Annotated in this window: 24 protein-coding genes and 1 riboswitch; of the genes, 14 read left to right on the forward strand and 10 right to left on the reverse strand. The window is 61.0% G+C overall.

The genetic code is table 11. From position 1 onward, the window contains the following. Positions 1-220: 220 nt before the first annotated feature. The 7 genes from FHT71_RS08185 to FHT71_RS08215 all read left to right on the forward strand — a co-directional run bounded on the left by FHT71_RS08185 (position 221) and on the right by FHT71_RS08215 (position 7,683). Positions 221-1,246: a LacI family DNA-binding transcriptional regulator gene (locus FHT71_RS08185; RefSeq protein ID WP_132594892.1), complete on the forward strand. Its 1,026-nt coding sequence runs from the start codon at positions 221-223 to the stop codon at positions 1,244-1,246. Between the two features lie 19 nt (positions 1,247-1,265). Then, positions 1,266-2,288 carry an ABC transporter substrate-binding protein gene (locus FHT71_RS08190; protein WP_183719432.1) on the forward strand — a complete coding sequence of 341 codons (1,023 nt, stop codon included), beginning with the start codon at positions 1,266-1,268 and terminating at the stop codon, positions 2,286-2,288. Positions 2,289-2,349: 61 nt separating this feature from the next. Further along, complete coding sequence (locus tag FHT71_RS08195) at positions 2,350-3,177, forward strand: ABC transporter permease (RefSeq protein ID WP_183719434.1); 828 nt, start codon at positions 2,350-2,352, stop codon at positions 3,175-3,177. Continuing rightward, a complete protein-coding gene (locus FHT71_RS08200; RefSeq protein WP_132594898.1) occupies positions 3,174-3,953 on the forward strand; it encodes an ABC transporter permease in 780 nt (259 codons plus the stop codon). The genes FHT71_RS08195 and FHT71_RS08200 overlap by 4 nt, the downstream gene beginning before the upstream one ends. Then, a complete protein-coding gene (locus tag FHT71_RS08205; protein WP_132594900.1) occupies positions 3,946-4,971 on the forward strand; it encodes an ABC transporter ATP-binding protein in 1,026 nt (341 codons plus the stop codon). Before FHT71_RS08200 ends, FHT71_RS08205 begins: the two co-directional genes overlap by 8 nt. A gap of 4 nt (positions 4,972-4,975) precedes the next feature. After that, positions 4,976-5,896: a nucleoside hydrolase gene (locus FHT71_RS08210; protein WP_132594902.1), complete on the forward strand. Its 921-nt coding sequence runs from the start codon at positions 4,976-4,978 to the stop codon at positions 5,894-5,896. After that, positions 5,893-7,683: an adenine deaminase C-terminal domain-containing protein gene (locus FHT71_RS08215; protein ID WP_132594904.1), complete on the forward strand. Its 1,791-nt coding sequence runs from the start codon at positions 5,893-5,895 to the stop codon at positions 7,681-7,683. Before FHT71_RS08210 ends, FHT71_RS08215 begins: the two co-directional genes overlap by 4 nt. 64 nt (positions 7,684-7,747) lie before the next feature. On the opposite strand, the gene FHT71_RS08220 is transcribed toward FHT71_RS08215, so the two are convergent. The 6 genes from FHT71_RS08220 to FHT71_RS08245 all read right to left on the reverse strand — a co-directional run bounded on the left by FHT71_RS08220 (position 7,748) and on the right by FHT71_RS08245 (position 13,846). Continuing rightward, entirely contained in the window at positions 7,748-8,923 is a 1,176-nt protein-coding gene (locus tag FHT71_RS08220; RefSeq protein ID WP_132594906.1) for a M20 aminoacylase family protein, read from the reverse strand. A gap of 103 nt (positions 8,924-9,026) precedes the next feature. Continuing rightward, positions 9,027-9,788 carry an SDR family oxidoreductase gene (locus FHT71_RS08225; protein ID WP_132594908.1) on the reverse strand — a complete coding sequence of 254 codons (762 nt, stop codon included), beginning with the start codon at positions 9,786-9,788 and terminating at the stop codon, positions 9,027-9,029. Positions 9,789-9,800: 12 nt separating this feature from the next. Then, the gene (locus tag FHT71_RS08230) at positions 9,801-10,613 is read right to left on the reverse strand and encodes an ABC transporter permease (protein WP_132594910.1); all 813 of its coding nucleotides are present in this window, start codon (positions 10,611-10,613) and stop codon (positions 9,801-9,803) included. After that, positions 10,613-11,479 carry an ABC transporter permease gene (locus FHT71_RS08235; RefSeq protein ID WP_132594930.1) on the reverse strand — a complete coding sequence of 289 codons (867 nt, stop codon included), beginning with the start codon at positions 11,477-11,479 and terminating at the stop codon, positions 10,613-10,615. The genes FHT71_RS08230 and FHT71_RS08235 overlap by 1 nt, the downstream gene beginning before the upstream one ends. 79 nt (positions 11,480-11,558) lie before the next feature. Next, positions 11,559-12,722, reverse strand: a complete 1,164-nt coding sequence (locus FHT71_RS08240; protein ID WP_132594912.1) for a spermidine/putrescine ABC transporter substrate-binding protein — start codon at positions 12,720-12,722, stop codon at positions 11,559-11,561. Positions 12,723-12,745: 23 nt separating this feature from the next. Next, positions 12,746-13,846, reverse strand: a complete 1,101-nt coding sequence (locus tag FHT71_RS08245) for an ABC transporter ATP-binding protein (RefSeq protein ID WP_132594914.1) — start codon at positions 13,844-13,846, stop codon at positions 12,746-12,748. Between the two features lie 194 nt (positions 13,847-14,040). Here FHT71_RS08245 and FHT71_RS08250 point away from each other — a divergent pair, with 194 nt between their 5' ends. Then, entirely contained in the window at positions 14,041-14,856 is an 816-nt protein-coding gene (locus FHT71_RS08250) for a LuxR C-terminal-related transcriptional regulator (protein ID WP_183719436.1), read from the forward strand. Positions 14,857-14,932: 76 nt separating this feature from the next. Here FHT71_RS08250 and FHT71_RS08255 read toward each other — a convergent pair whose 3' ends face one another. Beyond that, positions 14,933-15,904: a DMT family transporter gene (locus FHT71_RS08255; RefSeq protein ID WP_132594916.1), complete on the reverse strand. Its 972-nt coding sequence runs from the start codon at positions 15,902-15,904 to the stop codon at positions 14,933-14,935. Positions 15,905-16,081: 177 nt separating this feature from the next. Here FHT71_RS08255 and FHT71_RS08260 point away from each other — a divergent pair, with 177 nt between their 5' ends. From FHT71_RS08260 to FHT71_RS08270, 3 genes are all read left to right on the forward strand, one after another. Then, positions 16,082-16,732 carry a glutathione S-transferase family protein gene (locus tag FHT71_RS08260; protein ID WP_007801790.1) on the forward strand — a complete coding sequence of 217 codons (651 nt, stop codon included), beginning with the start codon at positions 16,082-16,084 and terminating at the stop codon, positions 16,730-16,732. A 111-nt stretch (positions 16,733-16,843) separates the two neighbouring features. Continuing rightward, a complete protein-coding gene (locus tag FHT71_RS08265) occupies positions 16,844-17,506 on the forward strand; it encodes a sulfite oxidase-like oxidoreductase (RefSeq protein ID WP_183719438.1) in 663 nt (220 codons plus the stop codon). 333 nt (positions 17,507-17,839) lie between these two features. Then, positions 17,840-18,475 carry a helix-turn-helix transcriptional regulator gene (locus FHT71_RS08270; RefSeq protein WP_244423834.1) on the forward strand — a complete coding sequence of 212 codons (636 nt, stop codon included), beginning with the start codon at positions 17,840-17,842 and terminating at the stop codon, positions 18,473-18,475. On the opposite strand, the gene FHT71_RS08275 is transcribed toward FHT71_RS08270, so the two are convergent. Genes FHT71_RS08275 through FHT71_RS08285 form a run of 3 tightly spaced genes read right to left on the reverse strand, consistent with a single transcriptional unit; the run spans position 18,472 to position 20,091 of the window. Next, positions 18,472-19,083, reverse strand: coding sequence for a hypothetical protein (locus tag FHT71_RS08275; protein WP_183719440.1), 612 nt, complete (start codon positions 19,081-19,083; stop codon positions 18,472-18,474). The genes FHT71_RS08270 and FHT71_RS08275 overlap by 4 nt on opposite strands. A gap of 41 nt (positions 19,084-19,124) precedes the next feature. Continuing rightward, a complete protein-coding gene (locus FHT71_RS08280) occupies positions 19,125-19,868 on the reverse strand; it encodes a CbtA family protein (RefSeq protein WP_007801798.1) in 744 nt (247 codons plus the stop codon). A 13-nt stretch (positions 19,869-19,881) separates the two neighbouring features. Next, positions 19,882-20,091, reverse strand: coding sequence for a CbtB domain-containing protein (locus FHT71_RS08285; RefSeq protein ID WP_132594922.1), 210 nt, complete (start codon positions 20,089-20,091; stop codon positions 19,882-19,884). Positions 20,092-20,140: 49 nt separating this feature from the next. Continuing rightward, a riboswitch (cobalamin riboswitch) is annotated at positions 20,141-20,213 on the reverse strand. Positions 20,214-20,314: 101 nt separating this feature from the next. Between FHT71_RS08285 and FHT71_RS08290 the strand changes: the two genes are divergently transcribed. The 3 genes from FHT71_RS08290 (at position 20,315) to FHT71_RS08300 (ending at position 23,652) form a co-directional block, all read left to right on the forward strand. Continuing rightward, positions 20,315-20,878 (forward strand): histidine phosphatase family protein, encoded by a 564-nt coding sequence (locus FHT71_RS08290; RefSeq protein ID WP_132594932.1) that lies wholly within the window; start codon positions 20,315-20,317, stop codon positions 20,876-20,878. A gap of 382 nt (positions 20,879-21,260) precedes the next feature. After that, positions 21,261-22,826, forward strand: a complete 1,566-nt coding sequence (locus tag FHT71_RS08295; protein ID WP_132594924.1) for an EAL domain-containing protein — start codon at positions 21,261-21,263, stop codon at positions 22,824-22,826. Between the two features lie 202 nt (positions 22,827-23,028). After that, positions 23,029-23,652: an outer membrane protein gene (locus FHT71_RS08300; RefSeq protein WP_183719442.1), complete on the forward strand. Its 624-nt coding sequence runs from the start codon at positions 23,029-23,031 to the stop codon at positions 23,650-23,652. Positions 23,653-23,678: the final 26 nt, after the last annotated feature.

Consider the following 23,678-nt stretch of genomic DNA (forward strand, 5'->3'; position numbering starts at 1 on the left):
CCATCGGCGGCGGCTACAATCCCGGCGCACCCAGGACCACCGCGCCGCCAAAGGCAAGCTGAACGACAGCAGACAAAAAGCCCCGCAATCGCGGGGCTTTTCTATTATTGTCACTCGCTTCCATGCGGATAATTGACCGCGTCGGCAATTTTGGATTCGACAAGGCCAGTGGCGTGATGTACGCGGTGATTAAACGATTAATCTACGTACATCGGAAACCATGCCTGCAACGCGACCTGGACCGAATCTGAGCAGGATTGCAACGTCGCTAGGCGTCTCCGTCGCGACGGTTTCCAATGCGCTCTCAGGCAAGGGCCGTGTTTCCGAGCAGCTGGCGGAGAGGATCAAGGAACATGCAGCCGAACTCGGCTATGTTCCGAGCCAGGCTGGACGCGCGCTGCGCACCGGTCGTAGCGGCGTCCTTGGCCTTGTGCTGCCGGATATTGCTAACCCGCTTTTCCCCAAGCTCGCGCAAGCCATCGAATTCGCCGCCAGCGCTGCCGGCTACGGCGTGCTGATTGCCGACTCCCGGGGAGACGTTGCCACCCAGACCGAGGCGATCAACCGACTGGTAGAGCGTGGCGTCGAAGGCATGGTAATCGTACCGCGCCGGGCGACGCGAATTTCTGCAGCAGCTTGTCCGGTTGCCGTCATCGATACGACCTCCACACCTGGCAACACCGTTGCTGCCGATCACATGCAGGGCGGCTGGGCGATCGCCAACCATTTGGCCGAGCTTGGACATCGGCGTATCCTCATCATCGGCAACAATCCCGGTTCGAACGTACAGAACGACCGCGCAGGCGGTATCCGTTCAGGTCTCCGTCCCGGGATGAGTTCGGCAACTCTCTGGATCGAGGCGCTGGAACGGCAGGGCGGCAGAGGATGCAGCCTCGGCCTCGCTGAAAAGGTGCGTGAGGGCTATACGGCGTTTGCCGCGCTCTCGGACCTGCAGGCGCTGCGGGCGCTCACCGAACTGCAGCGTGACGGCATCGACGTGCCCAGCATGGCGAGCGTTACCGGCTTCGACGACCTCATCTGGTCGCCCGTCGTCACCCCATCGCTGACGACGGTGGCGATGGACATGCACACGATCGCGGAGATCGCCATCTCGTCTCTGCTGCGCACCATACAGACCCGCGGCAGCCGCGAAGGCGTACTTGTCACGTCCGAGACCGACCGCGTTCCGATGCAACTGATCGTTCGCCAGTCCTCTGGGCCGGCGGACCCGACGAGAATATCCTGACAGACGGAGAACAGCTGACATGAAGAATGCCCTCATCGCTTCCGCCGCGCTACTGGCGCTGTCGCCCCTCGCCGCGAAAGCGCAGGACAAGACGCTGACGATTTCCGTCTACGCCTTCGCTCAGGACGACTTCAAGACGATCGTCTACGATCCCTTCGAGGCGAAGTGCGGCTGCAAGCTGGTCGTCGAGACCGGCAACAGCGTCGAGCGTCTTGCCAAGATGGACGCCAACAAGGCGAACCCCGTCATCGACATGGCCGTCGTCTCCATGGCCGATGCCCTGTCCGCCTCGCGAAAGGATCTCATCGACAAGATCGATACCTCGAAGCTCTCCAATTTCGGCAAGCTCTACGACCTCGCCAGGGATCCGAACGCCGACGGCATGAGTGTCGGCTACACCTTCTACGCCACCTCGATCGCCTACCGCTCCGACAAGATGAAGATCGAGTCCTGGGCAGACTTGCTGAAGCCGGAATATATCGGCCACGTCGCCTTCCCGAACGTCACCACCAATCAGGGTCCACCAGCGCTCTACATGCTCGGCCAGGCACTCGGCAAGGACAACCCGGATCTGAAGGCACCGATCGAGGCGCTGGGCGAGAAGAAGGATGAGATCGTCACCTTCTATGAGAAGTCCTCACAGCTGGTGCAGCTGATGCAGCAGGAAGAGATCTGGGCCGCTCCGATCGGCCGCTTCTCCTGGGCCGGCTTCACCAAGCTCGATGTTCCCGTCGCATGGGCGACCCCGAAGGAAGGCCAGACCGGCGGCATGAACGTCATGGTCGTCACAAGGGGCTCTAAGAACCGCGATCTGGCCCTTCAGTTCATGGATTTCTGGCTCTCCACCGAAATCCAGACGAAGCTCGCCGAAAAGCTGGTCGACAGCCCGGCGAACAAGGAGGTCAAGCTCTCCGAGGCAGCCGCCAACAACCTGACCTATGGCGAAGAGACCGCCAAGAGCCTGAAGCTCATCCCCTCCGCAGCCGCGCTCGACAACCGCGCCACCTGGCTGAAGGAATGGAACGAGAAGGTCGGCCAGTAATCTTCACCGCCGGCTCCGACGCTTGCAGGAGCCGGATCTTTCACCCGTTGAAGGTCGATTCATGTTTCAGAACCGCGCAGAAGCCCTGGTGCTTGCCCTGCCCGCAGCAGTTTTTGCCGCGCTGGTCTTCCTGCTCCCCGTCGTCGTTCTGCTCTCCGAGGGCTTCCGTATCGACGGCGGCTGGACGCTTGGCGCCTATACCGGTTTCTTTTCCGAGTCGTTGAACCGTACCGTCTTCCTGCGGACGTTCCGGCTCGGGCTTGAGGTGACCGCGGTCTCTGCCGTGATCGGCTATGCCGCCGCCTTTGCGATCGTCAACCTGCCATCTTCGGGCAAGGGCCGGATGATCGGCCTCGTCACCTTGCCGCTGATGATCTCGCCGGTCGCCCGTACCTACGCCTGGATCGTCATTCTCGGCCGCACCGGCATCGTCAACGAGGCCATCACCGGCCTTGGCCTCAGCGATACGCCGCTGCGTCTGCTGTTTACCGAAACGGCCGTCTTCATCGGCCTGCTGCAGCTTTTCCTGCCGCTGATGATCCTGTCGCTGATCGGTGCGCTCGAAAACATGCCGAAGGATGCCATTCTCGCTGCCCGCGTGCTCGGCGCCAACTGGTTCCAGGTATTCTGGAAGGTGATCCTGCCACTGACACGTGAGGGCCTCGTCGTCGGCGGCACGCTCGTCTTCACCGGATCGCTGACCGCCTACATCACGCCTGCAGTGCTTGGCGGATCGAAGGTGCTGATGCTGGAAACGCTGCTCTATCAGCAGGTGTCGGTGGCCAACAATTTCGTCTCTGCGAGCGTGATCGCCTTCATGCTGATCGTCATGAGCTTTGCTGCCAACATCCTGCTCAAGCGCCTTGCCACGGCGAGGAACAAGCGATGACCGCCCGTATTCTCTCGCCGCTCGTACTCGGCCTGCTGATGATATTCCTGATCGGCCCGTTCCTGATCATCATCGCTGCATCGCTCTCGGCCGGCGACACGCTTGCCTTCCCACCTCAGGGTCTTTCCCTAAAGTGGGTCGCCAAGGTCTTCACAATCGACAGCTTCCGCGAGAGCTTCGCCATGTCGATGTTCCTTGCCGTCTTCGGAACGCTGGCCGCACTGATCCTCGGCATCCCCGCTGCTTACGCGCTCTCGCGCTACAAGCTGCCCTTCGGCGAAACGGTCCGCACGATCGTCTCGCTGCCGATCATCGTTCCCGGCATCATCGTCGGTCTGGCGCTGCTGCGCTATCTCGTCGTGCCGTTCGGCTTCAACATCACGCTGGCCCTGTTCATGGCCCACACGGCGCTCGTCCTTCCCTATGCCGTGCGCGTCGTTTCAGCCAGCCTCAACAACCTGCGCTCCGATATGGAAGAGGCCGCCGTCCTGCTCGGCTCTTCGCGCGTCGGCGCCTTCTTCCGCGTCGTTATGCCGAATATCCGCGGCGGCATCCTGGCGGCCTTCATTCTCGGCTTCGTGACGAGCTTCAACCAGGTTCCAGTCTCGCTTTTCCTCTCCGGTCCGGGCGTACGCACGCTGCCGATCGACATGCTGGGCTACATGGAAACCACCTACGATCCGTCGATTGCGGCACTCTCCTCGCTGCTCGCCTTCCTTTCCATCGGCATCGTCTTCCTTGCCGAACGCTTCCTGGGATTTTCTCGTTATGTCTGACGCCTATCTGAAACTCGACAAGCTGACGCTTGCCTACGGCGATACGGTCGCGGTGAAGGATCTGGATCTCACGATCGCCAAGGGCGAGCTCGTTGCGCTGCTCGGCCCCTCCGGATGCGGCAAGACGACGACAATGCGCTCGATTGCCGGCCTGCTTGCCCCGGCTTCGGGCCGTATCACGCTCGACGGCGACGAGATCACCCGCGTTTCTGCCAACAAGCGCAATGTGGGCCTCGTCTTCCAGTCCTATGCGCTTTTCCCGCATCTGACTGTCTATGAGAACATCGCCTTCGGTTTGCGTCTGAAGGGCATCGGCGGCAAGGATCTCGATGCCAAGGTCAACGCCGGCATCAAGTCTGTCGGCCTTGCCGAGTTTGCCGATCGCAAGCCCGCCGAGCTTTCGGGCGGCCAGCAACAGCGCGTGGCGCTTGCCCGCTCCATGGTGATGGAGCCGAAGGTCCTGTTGCTCGATGAACCGCTCTCCAACCTCGATGCCCGCCTGCGCCTCGAAATGCGCGCCGAGCTGCAGCGCGTCCAGAAGGAAACCGGCGTCACCATGATCTTCGTGACCCACGACCAGATCGAGGCGCTCGCTCTCGCCGACCGGATCGTGGTGATGCTGAACGGCGGCATCGAACAGATCGGCACACCTGAAGAAATCTACAACAAACCCGTCTCGGCCTTCGTCGCCGATTTCGTCGGCTTCGAAAACGTCTTTGCGCTGGACAACGGCAAGCTCGCGACATCCAACAACCTCGTCGAACTTTCCGGTCGAGCGCCGCAGGCCGCAAAGGGCCTGGCCTGGCGTCCCCGCATGGTCAACCTTGGTTCAGGTCCTTACCAGGGCACCGTGCGCGGCACCTCGTTTGCCGGAAACACCCGCGAATATCTGCTCGACACACCGCTTGGCCCCATCAAGGCCGAGATCGACGCAGAGCTGCCGACGTACGCGATCGGCTCCACGCTTCCCTTCGACCTGCCGCTTGCGGCAGCAGCGCCCCTCTCACGCTACAGGTAACATCATGGGCGTCTGGATCGACACCGACATGGGCTTCGACGATATCGCCGCGATCCTCGTGGCGACGCACGCAAAGCTCGACATAGCAGGCGTCTCGCTCGTCTTCGGCAACACGCCACTGCTGCAGGTGCGCGTCAACGCCGCTGGCGCTGCCAAGGCCTTCGGCTGGACCTTCCCGATCCACACCGGCCGCGCGATGCCGGTTCTCGGCGCGCTTAAAACGGCACAGGCGATCCTCGGCGAGACGGGAATTGCTACCACCGGAAAAGGCCTGCCCGACGCCTCGCCCTTGGCGGAAAGCGACGCGTTTACCGCCCTTTGCCGCTGGCTGGAGGCGGACGGCCCGCACCGCATCCTGGCGCTCGGCCCATTGACCAATCTAGCCGCCCTTGCATTGGCACGTCCCGACCTCGCAGCTCGCATCACCGAACTAACCTGGATGGGCGGCGGCGTAACGTCAGGCAATCACACGGCATCGGCCGAGTTCAACGCACTGGCGGATCCGGAAGCGCTCGCCATCGTTCTCGCCCACCGCCTGCCGCTGCGCATGGTCGATCTCGATCTCTGCCGCAAGGTCATCGCAACGCCTGACGATGTCGTGCCAGTACGAGGCGCCGGCGGCAGCAATGCGACGCTGCTGGCCGATATGCTCGACGGCTACATCGGCATCGGCACGAGCCGCGGCAGATCAGGCATGGCGATCTACGACCCCTCCGCCGCCGCAGCCTTCGTCGCGCCCGACATCGTCAGCTTCGGTCCTGCCCGCATCGACGCTGAATTGCAGGGCCAGCATACACGCGGCCGCACCGTCGTCGAGACGAGGGTGACGCACGCCGCATTCAATGCCGAATACGCTGCTGACATCGATGTAGAGAAAGCGCGCGCTCTTATCCTCGGCGCACTGATCGATGAGGCCCGCCGATGAGCAGCCCGGAACCGAAGGACCTCAACGATCCCACGCTTCGCGCGCGTGCCGTCGTCGCCGCGCGTGGCGATGCGGCCTTCGACATCCTGATATCGGGCGGCTGCCTGCTCGATGTCGTCACCGGCCTGATCCGCGAAGCCGACATCGGCATCGTCGGACCGTTGATCTCAAGCGTCCACGCACCGGGTAGCCGCATGGATGCCGCAGAAACTATCGATGCCGCAGGCAGCATCATTTCGCCCGGCCTCATCGATACGCATATGCACATCGAAAGCTCGATGGTGACGCCGGCCGAGTATGCTGCAGCCGTCGTTCCGCGTGGCGTCACGACGATCGTCTGGGATCCGCACGAGTTTGGCAATGTGCATGGCCTCGATGGTGTGCGCTGGGCGATCGAAGCTTCCCGCGGCCTGCCTCTGCGCACGATCGTGCTCGCTCCTTCCTGCGTTCCCTCCGCCCCAGGGCTTGAAGTCGCCGGCGCCGATTTCGACGCGTCGGTAGTCGCCGAAATGCTCCGATGGCCTGGCATCGGCGGCGTTGCCGAAGTGATGAACATGCGCGGCGTCATCGACGGCGATCCACGCATGACTGATATCGTCAACGCCGCGCTCGCCTCCGGAAAACTGGTCTGCGGCCATGCGCGTGGGCTTGAAGGTGCCGATCTGAACGCCTTCATGGCTGCCGGCGTCACCTCCGATCACGAGCTGACCTCCAGCGCCGATCTGCTGCAAAAGCTGGCCGCCGGCATGACCATCGAACTCCGCGGCTCGCATGATCACCTGCTGCAGGAGTTCGTAACCGCCCTCAACGGCATCGGCCATCTGCCGTCGACGGTTACGCTCTGCACCGACGACGTTTTCCCTGACGAACTGAAGGACGGCGGCGGTCTCGATGACGTGATCCGCCGGCTTGTCCGCTATGGAATGAAGCCGGAGTGGGCGCTGAGGGCAGCGACCTTCAACGCAGCCCAGCGATTGAAGCGCTCGGATCTTGGCCTCATCGCTGCCGGCCGGCGCGCCGATATCGTGCTGTTCGAGGATCTGATCGGCTTCGCCACGAGGGCGGTCATCGCAAATGGAGAGATCGTATCGACGGGCGGCGAGATCAAAGCCCGGATGCCTTCCTTCGAGACCGCAGCCCTGCAAAACTCGGTCAAGCTGCCGCCGCTAACGGAGAGCGACTTCCGGGTTCCGTCAGCGGGCAAGCGCGTTCGGGTAGCCACAATCGATCGTCCCCGATTTACACAATGGGGCGAGGCAGAAACCGTCGTAGAGGACGGTTTCGTCGTGCCTCCTGCCGGCAGCACCAAGATTGCGGTCGCACATCGGCACGGAACGGTGGACGGACGGCCGCGTGTCGGCTTCCTCACCGGTTGGGGAACATGGCGCGGAGCCTTCTGTACGACGGTTTCGCATGACAGCCATAACCTCACCGTTTTCGGCGGCAATGCGCGCGACATGGCGGTCGCTGCCAACGCCGTGATTGCCGCAGGCGGCGGCATGGCCGTGGCCAGGGATAGCAAGGTTGAAGTCCTTCTGCCTCTTCCAGTATCGGGCCTTGTCACCGAGGCGCCGTTGGAAGAGGCGGCCGCTTCCTTCCGGGCGATCCGAAAGGCGATGGAGAAGATCGTCGACTGGAAGCCGCCCTACCTTGTGTTCAAGGCCTGCTTCGGCGCAACGCTTGCCTGCAATACCGGTCCGCACCAGACGGATCGCGGGACCGCTGACGTCCTGACCGGCAAGGTACTCCAAAACCCAGTGATCGAGATTCTCGATCGCGGGGCATAGCCGCATCCGGACGTCTTTTGCCGCCACGGCGAGGAGTGTTCATCAAGCCCAGTAAGCGAACGCGCTAAAGCGCCGCCTTCAGCTCGCGCTCGACCAGCGTCGTCCAAAAGGCCACGCCGTAGCCGATTGCACCGTCATTGAAGTCATAAGCTGTATTGTGGTGCAGGGCGCCATCGACAGCAGGACCGTTGCCGAGCCAGACATAACAGCCCGGAGCATTCTGGCCGAAGAACGCGAAATCATCCCCCGCCGTCGAGGGAGGAAAACGCGTTCGCACCCTCTCTGCGAAAACTGCGCCGGCTGCCCCGAGCGCACGCGCGGTCGCGTCGCTGTCGTTGACCACAGGCGGGATACGCCGTTCGAACTGACAGTCGACCGCAATGCCGAACATTGCCGCCGTGCCATTCGCAAGCCGGCCGATTTCTTCCTCAAGCTGATCGCGAACCTCCGGCGAATAGGCCCGGGCGGTGCCGCCGATCTCAACAATATCAGGTATGACATTCAACGCCTTCGGGTCACCGGCCTGCAGCGAGCAGGCGCTGACGACGGCCGGCTGCAGTGGATCGACGACGCGCCCGACGATCGTCTGCAACGACGTGAGGAACGTGCCGGCGGCCGTAATCGGATCCTTGCCGAGGTGCGGCTTGGCGCCATGCGTTCCGGTGCCTCGAAAGGTCACGCGCCAACTATCGGACGAGGCAAGTTGCGGCCCTTCGACGACGGCTATTTCATCGACGGCCAGGCCCGGCATATTGTGGAGGCCGTAGACGGCGTCGCACGGGAACAGCTCGAACAGTCCGTCCTCGACCATCTTGCGGGCGCCGCCCCTGCCCTCCTCGGCCGGCTGAAAGATGAAATGCACGGTTCCGGAAAAGTCACGTGTTGCCGCCAGATGCCGCGCCGCGCCGACCAGCATCGTTGTATGCCCATCATGCCCGCAGGCATGCATCTTGCCATCAAATCTGGATTTATGAGGGCGATCCGCCATCTCCGGCATCGCAAGCGCGTCCATATCCGCCCGCAATCCAATCGTCCGCGTGCCATTGCCGACCCGCAGCGTGCCGACGACGCCCGTACCGCCGAGCCCTCGATGAACCTTGATGCCGGCCTCATCTAGCAATCTCACAACGATGCCGCTCGTGCGCTCCTCCTCGAAGCCAAGCTCGGGATGTGCGTGCAGGTCGCGACGCAACTCGGTGAGGAAGGGCAGATCGGTCTCGATCCGGGCGGGAATGGGCATGGGCCTGGATGTCCTGTAAATGCAGGCGGGCGCCAGAACGACGCCCGTCATAGTCCATCCGTTATTTAGCAATTGGCCTGAGAATTCAACCGCCTGAACCGGGTTAGACCACGGTCTCGCCACCGTCGACGACCAGGATCTGCCCGGTCATGTAAGAGGAGCGGTCCGACACGAGGAAGAGGATCGGCTCAGCGAGCTCCGACACATCGGCCCAGCGCCCAAGCGGCACCTTTTCCGCAATATAGGCCTCGATCGCGTCACGTCCGCCCATCTGGGCAATGAAGGGTTCGTTGAAGGGTGTGTCCACCCAGCCCGGGCAAAGCGCGTTCACGCGGATGCCGAACCTGGCATAGTCGCCCGCCATCTGTCGTGTCAGGGCGATGACGGCATGCTTGGTGGTGGTATAGGCAATCATCTCGCGATCATAGAGCACGCCTGATGAGGACGAGGTGTTGAGGATCACGCCTTTGCCCGCCTTCTTCATAACTGGCATGACAAAGCGCGCCGCCATGAAATGGGCCCTGACATTCAGGCTCCAGGACTTGTCGAAGCCGTCGATCGCGACTTGCTCCAGGTCGCCGGCGACCTGCGCACCGGCATGGTTGTGCAGGATGTCGATGCGGCCGTGATGCTCTGCCACTGCGGCAATGCCCGCCTCCAGCGCCTTGTCGTCGGTCACGTCAAGCACCATGCTCTCGGCGCTGCCGCCAAACGCGCGAATCTGGCTGACTGTCTCCTCGGCATTCATGAAGTCGATGTCGGCAACGACGACATGGGCGGCCTCTTTCGCCATGACGAGCGCGCCGGCCTGTCCGATACCGGACCCGGCGCCGGTGACGATTGCAACACGGTTCTTGAGGATCATGGTGTTTCCCACTTAGGTTGTTGTTATCCTTTCGCGCATCAGGAAACGCGCGATGAGAATGAGGGCAAGCGATGCGACGAGCACCATGGTGGCGATCGCGTTGATCTCCGGCGTCACGCCGCGACGGATCGAGGCAAAGACGTAGATTGGCAGCGTCGTGTTCGATCCCGCGACGAAGAACGCGATGATGAAATCGTCGAAGGAGAAGGTGAAAGCGAGCAGGAAGCCCGCCAGGATCGACGGCAGGATCTGCGGCAGCACGATCTGGCGAAAGGTCGTCAGCGGCGTCGCGTAAAGATCGCTCGACGCTTCGACGATATCGCGCCCGAGGCTGGCGATACGGGCTTTGACGATCATCGTTACCAGCGCCATGGTGAAAAGTCCGTGCGCGGCGATGATCGAACCGTAACCGAGCGACAGCTTCGGCGGTTGGTCGCCAGGCCAGACGGCTGCCAGCAATGGGTTGATGAAACCGAAGACTTCAACGAGGGCGACCAGCGTCGCGATGCCGATCACGACGCCCGGAACGACGATTGCCGCGGCAAACAGACCATCGAACACGGCCCGTGTCCGGGCGCCGAGCCGCTCCATGCCGAGTGCAGCCATGGTGCCGAAGATGGCCGCGAGGACTGCGCTGGTAAGCGCGATGATAAGGCTGTTCTGAAGAGCTTCCATGAGGAACGTGTTGGACAGCGCCTTACCGTACCATTGCGTGGAAAATCCCGTGAAATCCGAGGCGTTGCGGCCCGCGTTGAACGAGAACAGCACCACCAGCGCAATCGGCGCATAGAGAAACAGATAGACTGCCGTAACGAGCCCACGCATCAGACAAGGTCCACCTGGCGGGTGCCCGCGACGCGCCACGCAATCCGCATGGCGACGAGAAGCACGATGACGACGACGACAACGAGGGTGACGGCGATCGCGGAGCCGAACGGCCAGTTGCGCGATTGCAGGAAGAGGTCGACCAGCGCGTTGCCGATGAAGAATACCTTGCCGCCGCCCAGCAACTGCGGGATCAGGTACTCGCCGAGCAACAGGATGGTGACCAGCGCCACGCCCGTCATCACGCCCGGCAGCGACAGCGGCAGCGTTATGCCGAAGAAAGTCGAGAGCGGTCTTGCTCCGAGGTCCGCAGAAGCTTCCAGCAACCGCCGGTCCAGCTTTTCCAGGCTGACATAGATAGGCATGATCATCAGCGGCAGATAGCCGTAGACGATGCCGAGAAGGACTGCGCCCGGCGTGTTCAGAAGTCGCACGTTCTCGATACCGACAAATTCCAGCAGATGCGGGATGCCGCGCGCACCGAGAATATACATCCATGCATAAGTGCGAACGAGCAGGCTGGTCCAGAACGGCACCACAACGAGCGACACCAGCAACAACCGATGCTGTGGACTTGCCTTAACCGCCAGATAGTAGGCGACCGGATAGGCCACCAGCAGGCAGGTGAACGCCCCGATCGGCGCAAGCACCAACGTATTCTTGAAAGCGGCGGCACGGGATCCGAGATTGGCGAATTGGGCAAGTGTAAATGCCGCCTGGTAACCACCCTCCGGCGCCCGCTCGCCGAAGGAGAAAACAACGATGGCGATGAACGGCAAGACCAGGAACACGAACAGCCATGCGCTTGCCGGCGCGACGAGAGCCGCAGTGATCAGGCGTTTTGTGCTATCCGGTGACAGGGCCATTCCGAAGGTTCGCTGTTTGGAGTTCACGAGGCGGCTGCCTCTTCCCAAAACCGGGGAGAGGCGTTGCATGAAGGCAAGCTCACGCCGACTTGAACCGTGCCATCAACTCGGCACGCCCCGGATCCGTCAGCGTCACGGCGGCGCCGAACTCCAGCGGTGTCAGCGATGCCTCGTCCGGATAGACGATCTTGTTCGAGGTAATCTCCTTCGGCAGCAGCGAGATGACACGGCTGTCGGTGGCCGGCGCGCCGTTGGCGATGTGCTCCTTCACGGCGTTGGCCGGGTCCATCAGGTAGTTCAGCAGCGCATAGCCGGCAGCCTTGTTCGGCGCGTCCTTCGGGATCGCGTAGTAATCCGTCCAGATTTCGCCGCCGTCCTTGCCGAGCACAAAGTCGATCTCGGGGATATCGCGGTTGAGCTGCGCCCCGTCATTGGTCCAGCACATCGTCATCCATGCATCGGTTGCGCGCATGGCCGGCTGATAGTCGCTGTTGATGGCGAAGAGATGCGGCTTCACCTTGATCAACAGCTCCTCGGCCTTCGCCAGTTCCTCCGGCTTGATCGAATTGAAACCGTAGCCCAGCGACACCAGCGCGCTGCCGATCGTCGTCAACTGATAGTCGTGTACCATGGCGCGACCATCAGCCTCCGTCTGAGCGATCTCGAAGAAGTCCTTCCAGCTCGTCAGCTTTGTCTTGATCTTGGAGGTGTTGACCGAAAAACCGGTCGTGCCCCAGTTCTTTGGCAGGGCATAGGCCTTGCCGTCGATCTGGCCTTCCTTGGTGAAGCGCGGGCTCTCCGTCGACTGGCTGAAATTGGTGATCTTGGCAAGGTCGAGTTCGTCAATCAGGCCGAGCTTGTGGTAGGTGGAGATGGTGTAGTTGGTCGGCACGAACAGCGACCAGCCGGACGCGCCCGCCTGCAACTTTGCCAGCATTTCCTCGTTCGAGCCGAAGACGTTTACTTCGACGGCAACGCCGGTTGCCACCTTGAAGTTCTCGAAGGTCGCCGGATCGTGGTAGTTCGGCCAAGTCGCGATCGACATCTGCGTGCCGAGGTCTTCAGCAGCATGGGCTGGTGTCGACAAGGCGCCTGGGAAGCGCGACAAAACGGCGGTGGCAAGACCAAGGCCGGTGATGCCGAGGAAATGGCGGCGACTGACGGAGCCGCGCTTCAGGCGCATGAACTCGTCCATGAAGCCTTCGGCGGAAATGGGAAGATTATCCTTGTAGTCTTTGCTCATGATGCTGTTCCCTTGTTTTGATTTTAGGCTGCACTTGATGCTGAGAAGACATGGGCCGCGCCAGGATCGAAGCCGAGGTAGACGGCCTCGCCGGGCTCGACGAGATCGTTTTCATTCATGCTGCGACGGTCGGCGGTCACCAGAAAATCGCCCAGCCCCGGCACCGTGACGGCGTATTCTGCCGACGAACCCAAGAAGATGCGGTGAGTGACCGTCCCCCTGAAGCTCGTCGCATCAGGCGCCTGCGTCCGTGTCAGGCGGATCGATTCCGGGCGGATCGCGACGATTGCCTCACCCGTCGAAACACGCGCCCGGCTCCCCGCGGCGATTGCTGAACCGTCCGCCAGACGCAGCGTCGCGCCATCCGCCTCCATCGTCGCCCTCACCCGATTGGTCTTGCCGACGAAATCGGCCACGAACAGATCGGCCGGGCGGTCATAGACCTCCTGCGGCGAGCCCAGCTGGCGAATGCGCCCTGCGCTCATCACGCAGACGATATCCGCCATCGAGAGCGCTTCCTCCTGATCGTGGGTGACCAGAACAAAGGTAATGCCGAGCTCGCGTTGCAATGTCTGCAGTTCGATCTGCATGGCCGAGCGCAGCTTCTTGTCGAGCGCGGCCAACGGTTCGTCTAGCAGTAGTACCGACGGACGATTGACGATCGCGCGCGCCAGCGCCACGCGCTGCTGCTGCCCGCCGGACATTTCGTGAATGCGGCGCTTGGCAAAGCCGCCGAGCCGAACCATTTCAAGCGCCTCGCTGACGCGCCGGTCGATTTCGGTCGCCGCAAGCTTGGGCCGCATCTGTTTCAGACCATAGGCGACGTTCTGTCGGACGTCGAAATGCGGAAACAATGCATAGTGCTGGAAGACCATGTTCACTGGGCGCCGATAGGCAGGCACACCGTTCATCTCGCGCCCGTCGATCAGCACCGTGCCTTCGCTTGGCTGCTCGAAGCCGCCGATCATGCGCAGGCAAGTGGTCTTGCCGCAGCCGGAAGGACCGAGCAACGCCAGAAAGGCGCCCTTCGGCACATTGAGGTTGATGTCCGTTACGGCGGTCACGGCGCCATAGTTCTTTGTGACCGAACGGAATTCGATATCGTTCGTCGAAGCGGATGCCACGTCTGTTCCCTGCGGTTGGTTTGGATTGGGCAGTCTAGCGCTGCCTTTTGCCACCGTCGTTGAGGAAAGACTAAGCTCGGCCTTCCCTCACGGTATATACCCCGAGAGGGGTATTTTAGCCATAAAGCCTTCGTGGAAGGTATATACACGAAGGAGCGCAAATTTCCGCGCGAGGCGATCAGGAGGTCCCGGGAATGAGCACTGACTTGGAGGCGCTGTTTCAAGCCTTCAATTCCACCATCGGCGTGCAGACGATGAACGATCCGGAGTTCGGCGAGATCTTTCGGCAGATGATGGCGGCGCTTGTGCGCTTCGACTATGTCGTTGTCTTTGCCTATCGCGGCAAGGAGCGGCCGATCGACCTCTACAGCACCTTCGACCCGAAGGAGCACATCATTTTCGTGACCCTCTATCAGGCCGGCCCATATCTGCTCGATCCTTTCTATCACACCGCCAACGAGCGCCGCGCCGGCGTGTTTCGCATGCGAGAGCTGGCGCCCGACCGGTTCTTCTCCAGCGAGTACTACCGGACTTATTATGTCCAGACAGGGCTTGCCGAGGAAATCGGCTTTTTCGTCACGGCCGATGACGATATCACCATCGTTCTTTCTCTCATGCGCCGGGAAAAGACCGGCCCCTTCCCGCCCGCGGAATTTGCCTTGCTGAAGAAAGCCGAACCCTTGATCGCAAACATGGTCCGCCACTACTGGGCCGGGCTCGCGGCCCGCTTTGACGCACAACTGCATTCTCGAGTTCGTGGCAATCGCAAGCGCGACGCCAGTGGAAGCTCCTTGCAACCTGCCGAAGCAGTGTGGCGCGACCTTAATCTCACCAGCCGCGAGACCGCGATCGTCGATCTCGTTCTTCAGGGCCACTCCTCGGAGTCGATCGGCCTGAAGCTCAACATCTCGACAGGAACCGTGAAGGTTCACCGGCGCAATGTCTATCGCAAGCTCGGGATCTCCTCACAGACACAACTGCTATCGCTGTATCTAAAGAATCTTTCGTGAGACGCGCTCGGCCAATTGTGGACCACTACCATCTGCGCGCCTTCCTGCTGGCGACTGACATCACAGCACTCGCCCGTCAGGCCTTGACAGCCCCAGCCTTCGTCTTCGGCTTCAACAGGATTATCAGAAGCAAGCCGGCAACGATGAGTGCCGCCCCCTCGAGGTGGTAGCGCTGCAATTGCTCGCCGAGGATTAGGTAGGCGAGCACGGCGATGAAGATCGTCTGGATGTAGAGGAGGACACCAGCCCGGGCAGCACCCAGGGCCTCGATGCTTCGATTGAAGAGGTAATACATAATCGCCCCGCCGGGGATGGCGACATAAGCGAGCGCAATGAGCCCGCTGCTGTTGAGCGTCGAACGTTCGTCGGAAACAAGCTCGAAGAGATAGAACGGCAGCGCCGTCAGCACCGCCGCACCGAGAAGCAGGACAAGAAGCGCAAGCCGGTTCCCATCGAATTTCGCCCGGCGAAGCAACACGGTATAGAGGCTGAAACAGAACGCGCCAGCGACGATCCATAGTTCACCGGGATTGAGGTCGAGACGCATCAGCGCGGCCGGACTGCCCTTGATGATGATGACGACGATCCCGAGAAAAGCCAGGATCGATCCGATCACCTGCCAGCTTCCCATCGGCTCGGCCAGTATTAACCGGGCAAGGATCATGGTGATGATCGGGATCAGGGCGATGATGATGCCGGCGGTGGTGGCGTCGGCATGTTCGAGGCCGACGAAGATCAGACCCTGACAAATCGCAAGCCCCATGCCGCCAATCACAAGCAGTTCAAGGACGCGCGCCCGCACCAGTGCGACCATGTCGCCAAAGTGCTTGTGCACGATCGGCATCAGGATCGCCCAGGCGATCAACACACGCCAAAAGCAAAGCGCCCAGGGTGGCATTTCAGAAGAAACCCATTTGGCGGCAATATAGACGCCGGCCGATAGCAGCCAGCAGAGAACACCCACGGAATAGGCGGTTGCAAGCGAACCGCCCGCCGCCTGTTCCGTCCCGACCGTCTCGCGATGGACTGCCAAGACATGTATCGCCATGGCTTAGTTATGCCACAGTTCCCATGCGCTGCACAGATGAGCCTTCGCTGGCGAGAAAACCGGGAATGTATCCTTTCAGCGGTGGTTGAACTGACCGCGAGGATTATCTCGAGCATGAAGTGTCGGAATCCCGTTTAGTCAGTCGTCTTCAAGACAGACAAGCTATGGAGAGCAGCTATGACGATCACAATCACCGCCTTTGAAAGGTCGCCCGATCGCGGCAAGGGCCTGGCGCGCGACATGCGCGTTCGCTGGGCCCTTGAAGAAGTGAGGCAGCCTTACGACGTTCGTCTTCTTTCGTTCAAGGCCATGAAGGAACCCGCGCACCTCGCGTTTCAACCTTTCGGGCAGATTCCGACCTATGAAGAAGGCGATCTCGCCATATTCGAATCGGGGGCAATCGTGCTCCATATCGCACAGCACCATGCTGGCCTGCTGCCGGACGACGCGAATGCCCGAGCGCGAGCGATCACATGGATGTTCGCCGCGCTCACCACGATCGAGCCGCCGATCGTTGATCGCGAAATCGCCAGGTACCTGGAAGGCGACCAGCCCTGGTACGAGCAGCGCCGGTCGATGATCGAGGAACGCATCCGAAAGCGGCTAAAGGAACTTTCCGCCCGGCTTGGCGATGCCGACTGGCTCGACGGCGAATTCAGTGCTGGTGACCTCGAGATGGTGTCGGTGCTGCTGAGGGTGAAAGGATCGGGCATGCTCGACGATTATCCTAATCTTTCCGCCTATGTCGCGCGCGGTGAAGCGCGGCCCGCATACAAGCGTGCCTTCGCCGCTCAGTTGGCGGTTTTCACCGCCGCTTCCGCCGGCTGAGAAAGTGCCGCTTAGGGCGGCCCTGCGCTCGCGGCATTTGCCATCCAATGTCGCGCTTGACAGTGCTTGAAGGCGAATGCCCTAATCGCCGCAACGCGAAAGTGCCCACCGATGAGCGACGATCAAACCCCGACAGACAGCAAGCTCACCACGTCGAAGCGCAGGTGGGCATCCGAAGGAAAATTCCTGACGGGCCGTATCAGTCGCCCGGAAACCGAGCGCCTGCCACCCGGTCAGCACCTCGTTAAGAATTGGCCGGTCCTCGATCTCGGCCAGCAGCCGATCATCTCGACCGATACCTGGCGTCTGGAAGTCCGCGGACTTGTCGAAACCCCGCTTGATCTCACTTGGACGGCCTTCCAGGCCCTCGAGCAGCGCACCAAGGTCACCGACATTCATTGCGTGACGACGTGGTCGCGCTACGACAACAAATGGAAGGGTGTATCGACCCGCGACCTGCTCGATCAGGCAATACCGAAGCCGGAAGCGCACTATGTCATGCTGACAAGCTATGATGGCTATACGACCAACCTGCCGCTTTCCGATTTCGCTGCCGAGGATGCGATCCTCGCAATCTCCTGGGAAGGCTTGCCGTTGACGCGAGATCATGGCGGCCCGATGCGGCTCGTCGTTCCGCATCTCTATTTCTGGAAAAGCGCAAAATGGTTGCGGCGTATCGAGCTGCTGACGGGCGATGCTGCAGGCTTCTGGGAAAAGAACGGCTATCACATGTATGGCGATCCCTGGCGTGAACAGCGCTACTCCGGGGATTGATACCAGTGACGGTTCACCGGGCGCCAGATGACAGAGCCGTTACTGCAATCTACGCGCTATAGTTTTGCCAGATGCCTTGCCGCTGCCTCTCGATACCCGCGACCACGAACCCGTTTAACGAGTAATTCGTACAAGTGCAAATTCACCTCAGGATAGATATGGAAAGCAATATATTTTTCAAATTAAAGCCTTACGACGAATTGAGCATTGTCGGCTATTGAACCGTTAGCCATTTTGGGTTGTTGTGGCACATCGATTCCAGATATCGCGTATGGGTTGATGAATAAGGACACTTCATTTCACACTGTCACGCAGAAGCTGCTGGATGCGTGGTTGCATACCACATCACAGTCGCCTGCCGCGCCGGAAGACATCTATCGGGACGTCCTCGACCTTCTGACGATCAGGATGAGGATGACGCTTGTCGTTCTCGACGGTGAGGATCCACTACAATGGCAACTGAAGGTCGTGCGCCCCTCCGGCTTCAGTTCGCGTCTTCTCAACATCAACAAGCTCTTCGCCGATCAACGCATCGGCGAATTCAAGGATCGCGCCTACATGGAGACGGCCGTCATCCCGCGTTATCGCGAGGTGATCGCCACCCAGAAGCCGTCCATGGAACTGGTCAAGACGAGGGTGCTTGGCGTCAACCTCGGATATGAGCGGCTGATCCTTCCGCAAAAGACAACGGCGCGGCGCCCATCCTGGCTTTTGACCGTCTCGAACGGCCGCTTCATGTTCAATCCGCCGCAACAGCAGGCCCGCATGGATGCGACCGACGAAGCGGTGATCCAGCTCTTGACCGAAGGCGCGACGGCCAAGGAGATCGCTGCTGATCTCGGAATCTCGCATCGGACAGTCGAGCACCGCCTGGAGCGCATGAAGGAGCGTTACGGCGCGAAGAATACCGTCCACCTCGCAGCCATGCTGGTTGCGACGCACTTCGACCGCGATGTGGAGAAGAGCTAGGGCGTGATCCACCGAAGCAGGCGCCACCCGCAATAGACGAGAGCCAGGATTGCCGCCGCGAGCGCCGTCAACGTCGCCAAACTGGCGGGATGCAGCGGAACGTCCTTCCACGACGGACGAATGACATCTGCAGTATTGAACGCCTCACCGCTGAATTGGCAAGTGATCAGTGCCAGGCCGCGCAGCACCATGCCGGCATCGATCGCCGAGACGATCGTCTCGGCTTCGACCGCCTCGCCGCCCATGCTCCGCATCGATAGCAGCACGGCCTTTGTTGCCGCGAGATAGGCGTGCGAGCACTCGTTGAACGGGCTCGCCTCGTCCGTCACGCCGCCGGGCATTTTGCCCCAGAGGCAATAGGCATGCTGGATTTGTGCATAGTTGAGCACGCGTCGAAACGGCTCGTTCGTGTCCGTGGCGCGTGCAGCGAGATCGATGATCCGATCGCGATACTCCGCAATCATGATCATTTCGCCATGTGAGATCTCGGCAATTGCAATTCCGGTATGGGGACCGCTGCTGCTCCGCAGGTGCGCGCTGGCCGCAAGAGGCCAAAGCTGCAGCAACGCGATCATGGCTGTAAGGAAAATGGAACGTCGACAGGTCATCACTTGGTGCAGGCTCCGGATTGCTCCGGAGCCTTCTCCGATCAATGGAAAGCCGGCGCGCGACTACGCAGCTTCGCACCGACACCAAGTTTGCGCTCGGCGAGTGCACCGAAAGCCATGCCAAGGACGCCCCAGAGGACCACGTGCATGCCGATCGAAGTCGTGCGGAAACGCCAGAGGACCATAGCCGAATAATTCTCCGGCACCTCGTTGATCGGCGGCAGCAGATACTGCACGAGCCCGACAAAGGCGACATAGGCGAGGCCTGCTGCGATTGCTGAATTCCACACGCCGAACCGCGGAGTCAGGCGGCGTGCAAAAGCAATTGCCGCAACGAGCGCGGCGATCGAAACAACGATCATCAGGAAGAACAGCTCGGTCCTGATGCCTATAGTGTCAGGATTGCCGACCGCCGGCGGATTGGCGGGATATTTGATGCTGGGTACGATGACGACGGCGACAAAGGCGGCAAGCGCGATGACGGCAGATGTTCCCCGTGCGCCGAGATTGCTGAAGCGCCCCTGGACGAAAGCGAAGACGAGCGAAAACAGGCCGCCGACGGCGATGCTGTAGGCCATCACGCCGGTGAAGAGACCGATCCCCGCCTGTGTGGCACGGCTGACGATTTCAGGTTCGCCAGCTTCGCCCGCCGCCTGGGCAGCAGCTTCCTCAAACGCGATCGCCTGGTCGACAAGTGGCTCGCCGAAGATATGGGCAAAGGCGAAAACGAGGACACCAGCGATCAGCCCCGCGAGCATTCCGCGAAGTAAGAGATTTCCAACCATGTCCGAAACTCCCTTAGTGGCAGGGGAAGCCGAGGAGATGCCGACCGTCATGCACGAACTCGTGCACGTACATGCTGTTGAGAAGCGACATTGCGCCTTCTTCGGTACCGACGAAGTAGATGACGATGAGCATCAGCAGGCCGCCGAAGATCGCCCAGGGCAAAAGCTCACCAACCGGAATCGGAGCCGGTGCGGCAACGGACGCGAAAGTGATGTCAGACATGAATTCCTCCTGGAATGACGCGTTCAGTCGAGAATTGTTGCGTGGTAGGGTCTGACTTCCAGTCCGAGGTATCCCCATCCTGATCACAGTGGCGCGACCGCACCGGAATTTCACCGGTTTCCAAACCCACAACATCATCGTTATATCTGCGACTTCGAACCTGTCAACGAAACTTCATGCAGCGACAGGCCTATCATCCCCGTTTGCGGAGACGACCATCGTGATGACGCGCCTCACCTGGATCTGCCACGGCTCGACTGCGGCCAACCGCGAGGCACGCTTTCCACTGGACGAGCCGCTGAACGAGAAGGCAATCGGTGCCACGCGGGCAATCGCGCCTCGCCTCCAGCATGCCGACGGCGTATTCGCCAGCCCGACTTTGCGCGCCCGGCAGACGGCTGATGCGCTTGGCCTGGAGCCCATATTCTCCGATGCGCTTGGCGATTGCGATTTCGGCCGCTGGGCGGGACGATCGATCGCCGAGATCCAGCAAGCCGAGCCTGACAATCTGGCGGCCTGGATGGCGCGGCCGGAGGAAGCCCCGCATGGCGGCGAGGCTATCGCCGCCGTATGCGCGCGCGTGAAAGCCTGGATGAACGAGCATTTGCAGACGGGCGGCCACATCGTCGCCATTACCCATGCTGCGGTTGTCAGGGCTGCCATCATAACTACGCTGAACGCACCCGTATCGTCCTTCTGGATCGCCGATATCGAACCACTCGCGATCGTCCACATGACCAGCAATGGAAGCCGGTGGTCGCTGCGCGTGGAAGGCACGACCGCCTAATACTCAAGGTGATAATTTAGGCAAGCCTTACGCAAGCAAGCCATGGCATAGCTTTCCGACCCGGCACGGTCGGGCCGTCAATCCTCGCCCCAAGGAGGAACAAGCATGCCATATGATTGGAGCGGCGCGCGGATGCGACGCGCGCGCCTGCTGCGCATGACCAGCGCATTGACCCTTCTCTTGATTGTCATCGGCGCATCTTTGCTGATCAGACTTTGAAGACAACAGGCGGGCGGCCACGCCGCTCGCCTGGTCTGCCGGGCACCTTTCGAGCGGCGCATGCTCCAGGTTAGCCGCAGATCCCAAGAATTCGCCCTTTGGTTTCAACAAACGCTTCAGACTTCAATGATACACCGGCGCCCGGGTGGAGATGGAGTGAGGCATGCCGGTATTCTTCCAGAGCAGGGCCGGAAGGCAATGCCTGTTGGTCATGGCGTTGGGGGTAACGCTGTGGCTCGTCGGTGCGATCCTCGAATTGGATAACTGGCTGGTCGCCTTCGTCGGCGCCTACGAGAACTATGGAGCAGACAAGCTCGTCCTCGGGGTTGGCATCGGCGGCGCCATGAGCTTCGTCTATTCGATGCTGCGCATCGTCGACCTGCGCAAAGAGATGGAATTGCGAGCCAGCGCCCAGGCCAAGGCCGACTGGACGGCAACCCACGATCACCTGACCAAGCTTCCAAACCGCTATGCATTCGAGCGCAAGGTCCTTCCGCGAAGGACGAAGACCGACGTCGAGGGCGACGAATGGGAGCAGAACGTTACGATCTTCTGTATCGACCTCGACGGCTTCAAGAAGGTCAATGACCTTGTCGGCCACAATGGCGGCGACGCGCTGCTGATCGAAGTGGCAAAGCGCATCTGCGCGATCGGCAATGCCGACTGCGTCTATCGTTTTGGCGGCGACGAGTTCGTCGTCGTTGCGCTCGGCCTCTCGCCGCGGCACGAAGAGCGCTTCGCGCGCTTGCTCATCCAGGCGGTAACACGCCCTATCCATATCAATGGGTTTGCCGTCGAAGTCGGCGCCAGCGTCGGTTACGATCGCTGGGAACAGGGTCGCGAACCGCTGGAGGACGCCGCCCACCGTGCCGACCTCGCCATGTACGAGGCCAAGTCACGCGGCCCCAACCAGCACATGGCGTTTGAAGCCTCGATGCAGGACAAGGTGGCAAAACGCGCCACGCTGGAATCGAAGCTCCGTATCGCGATCCAGAAAAAGGCGATCCGGCCATTCTATCAACCCTTAGTCGACCTGAAGAGCGGCACGGTCTGCGGCTTCGAGGCGCTGGCGCGCTGGACGGATGAGGAGGGTGTTGCCATTCCGCCGCCCGTCTTCATCGGCATTGCCGAAGAAACCGGAATGATCACCGAGCTCTTCGAAGATCTGCTCGCGCAGGCCTGCCAGGATGCCTTGGCTTGGGACGACCACGTCATGCTGTCCTTCAACGTCTCTCCAGTGCAGATGGAAGACAAGCTGCTGGCCTCGCGCATCTTCAAGGTGCTGTCGGCAAACGGCCTGCCACCGCGCCGCCTGGAGATCGAGATCACCGAAAATGCCCTGATTCAGGATCCGGCAGTTGCCGCCATCATTCTGGATGAGCTCCACGACGCTGGCGTCCAGATCGCCCTCGACGATTTCGGCACGGGCTACTCCAGCCTCGCCCAACTCGCCCGGTATCGTTTCGACAAGATCAAGATCGACAAGAGCTTCATCGCGACTTGCCGCGATGATGAGCGCCAGGAAAAAATCATCCGTGCCATGCTTGGGCTCGGCCGCAGCCTCAATATACAGACGACTGCCGAAGGCATCGAAGAGCATCGCCAACTCGGCCACCTGCTTCAGCTCGGCTGCGACGTCGGCCAAGGCTATCTCTTCGGCAAAGCGATGCCTGCCGAAGAGACGCGCTCCTTCATTTTCAATCGCGACGAGGTGTTGGCTGGTGGCTGACCGCCACGAAATCCGCACCTCCGCACATCAGAAATTCGTGATGGAACCCTTTCAGACGGGCCAACGTTAGCTCGTTGGTCCTGTGGGCGGACATTTCCACTGAAAGTGTGTCTGCATGCCGCATGGGCCGCGATCATCGATCGGGCCCGGCTCGATTGGTGCGCAGACTGAGTGGACCCTTGTCATAGGAGAGGGATTTATCATGTATTTTCGTATAGTTGCGGCTTCTGCGGCCTTTATTGGTCTTGCGGGGGCTGCGTCGGCCGCTGACCTTGTGAATGAGCCGCCAACGGTTCCGGTTGCACAAGCTGCACCCGTCTTCACCTGGAACGGCTTCTATGTCGGCCTGCAAGGTGGGGGCGCCTGGGGCAACGGTGACTTCTCCGGCATCGGCGACGCCAATCTCAACGGCGGCCTCATCAGCGGCTTCACCGGATACAACTGGCAACTCGACAACAATATCGTGCTCGGTGTCGAAGGCGACGTTTCCTACAATTGGAACGAGGAAACAGTTGGCGGCAATGAATATAAATTCGACACGACCGGCTCCGTCCGCGCTCGCGTCGGTTACGCTCTCGATCACGCTCTGTTCTATGGAGCCGCCGGCTGGACCGGTGCGAGAGGCCATGTAAGCACGCCCGTCGGCGACGACGACACCACGTTCTCGGGCTGGACCGTTGGAGCCGGCCTGGACTACGCCTTCACCGATAACATCTTCGGGCGGGTCGAATATCGCTACAACGATTACGGCAGCAAGGACCTGCTCGGTGTAGACACCGACTTCAATCAGAACATCGTCACCGTCGGCGTTGGTTTCAAATTCTGAGACCGCTCAACCGTTGCGTTTCTCTG

Source organism: Rhizobium sp. BK060 (assembly GCF_014193145.1).
Taxonomy (GTDB): Bacteria; Pseudomonadota; Alphaproteobacteria; order Rhizobiales; family Rhizobiaceae; genus Rhizobium.

Excerpts from the sequence above, each read along its gene's own strand:
- FHT71_RS08255 (WP_132594916.1), bottom strand. The coding sequence starts at position 15,904 with ATGGCGATACATGTCTTGGCAGTCCATCGCGAGACGGTCGGGACGGAA.
- FHT71_RS08230 (WP_132594910.1), bottom strand. The coding sequence starts at position 10,613 with ATGCGTGGGCTCGTTACGGCAGTCTATCTGTTTCTCTATGCGCCGATT.
- FHT71_RS08280 (WP_007801798.1), bottom strand. The coding sequence starts at position 19,868 with ATGGTTGGAAATCTCTTACTTCGCGGAATGCTCGCGGGGCTGATCGCT.
- FHT71_RS08300 (WP_183719442.1), top strand. The coding sequence starts at position 23,029 with ATGTATTTTCGTATAGTTGCGGCTTCTGCGGCCTTTATTGGTCTTGCG.
- FHT71_RS08210 (WP_132594902.1), top strand. The coding sequence starts at position 4,976 with ATGGGCGTCTGGATCGACACCGACATGGGCTTCGACGATATCGCCGCG.
- FHT71_RS08195 (WP_183719434.1), top strand. The coding sequence starts at position 2,350 with ATGTTTCAGAACCGCGCAGAAGCCCTGGTGCTTGCCCTGCCCGCAGCA.
- FHT71_RS08265 (WP_183719438.1), top strand. The coding sequence starts at position 16,844 with ATGAGCGACGATCAAACCCCGACAGACAGCAAGCTCACCACGTCGAAG.
- FHT71_RS08295 (WP_132594924.1), top strand. The coding sequence starts at position 21,261 with ATGCCGGTATTCTTCCAGAGCAGGGCCGGAAGGCAATGCCTGTTGGTC.
- FHT71_RS08285 (WP_132594922.1), bottom strand. The coding sequence starts at position 20,091 with ATGTCTGACATCACTTTCGCGTCCGTTGCCGCACCGGCTCCGATTCCG.
- FHT71_RS08215 (WP_132594904.1), top strand. The coding sequence starts at position 5,893 with ATGAGCAGCCCGGAACCGAAGGACCTCAACGATCCCACGCTTCGCGCG.
- FHT71_RS08205 (WP_132594900.1), top strand. The coding sequence starts at position 3,946 with ATGTCTGACGCCTATCTGAAACTCGACAAGCTGACGCTTGCCTACGGC.
- FHT71_RS08290 (WP_132594932.1), top strand. The coding sequence starts at position 20,315 with ATGACGCGCCTCACCTGGATCTGCCACGGCTCGACTGCGGCCAACCGC.
- FHT71_RS08225 (WP_132594908.1), bottom strand. The coding sequence starts at position 9,788 with ATGATCCTCAAGAACCGTGTTGCAATCGTCACCGGCGCCGGGTCCGGT.
- FHT71_RS08260 (WP_007801790.1), top strand. The coding sequence starts at position 16,082 with ATGACGATCACAATCACCGCCTTTGAAAGGTCGCCCGATCGCGGCAAG.
- FHT71_RS08250 (WP_183719436.1), top strand. The coding sequence starts at position 14,041 with ATGAGCACTGACTTGGAGGCGCTGTTTCAAGCCTTCAATTCCACCATC.
- FHT71_RS08240 (WP_132594912.1), bottom strand. The coding sequence starts at position 12,722 with ATGAGCAAAGACTACAAGGATAATCTTCCCATTTCCGCCGAAGGCTTC.
- FHT71_RS08185 (WP_132594892.1), top strand. The coding sequence starts at position 221 with ATGCCTGCAACGCGACCTGGACCGAATCTGAGCAGGATTGCAACGTCG.
- FHT71_RS08220 (WP_132594906.1), bottom strand. The coding sequence starts at position 8,923 with ATGCCCATTCCCGCCCGGATCGAGACCGATCTGCCCTTCCTCACCGAG.
- FHT71_RS08200 (WP_132594898.1), top strand. The coding sequence starts at position 3,174 with ATGACCGCCCGTATTCTCTCGCCGCTCGTACTCGGCCTGCTGATGATA.
- FHT71_RS08235 (WP_132594930.1), bottom strand. The coding sequence starts at position 11,479 with ATGGCCCTGTCACCGGATAGCACAAAACGCCTGATCACTGCGGCTCTC.
- FHT71_RS08275 (WP_183719440.1), bottom strand. The coding sequence starts at position 19,083 with ATGACCTGTCGACGTTCCATTTTCCTTACAGCCATGATCGCGTTGCTG.
- FHT71_RS08190 (WP_183719432.1), top strand. The coding sequence starts at position 1,266 with ATGAAGAATGCCCTCATCGCTTCCGCCGCGCTACTGGCGCTGTCGCCC.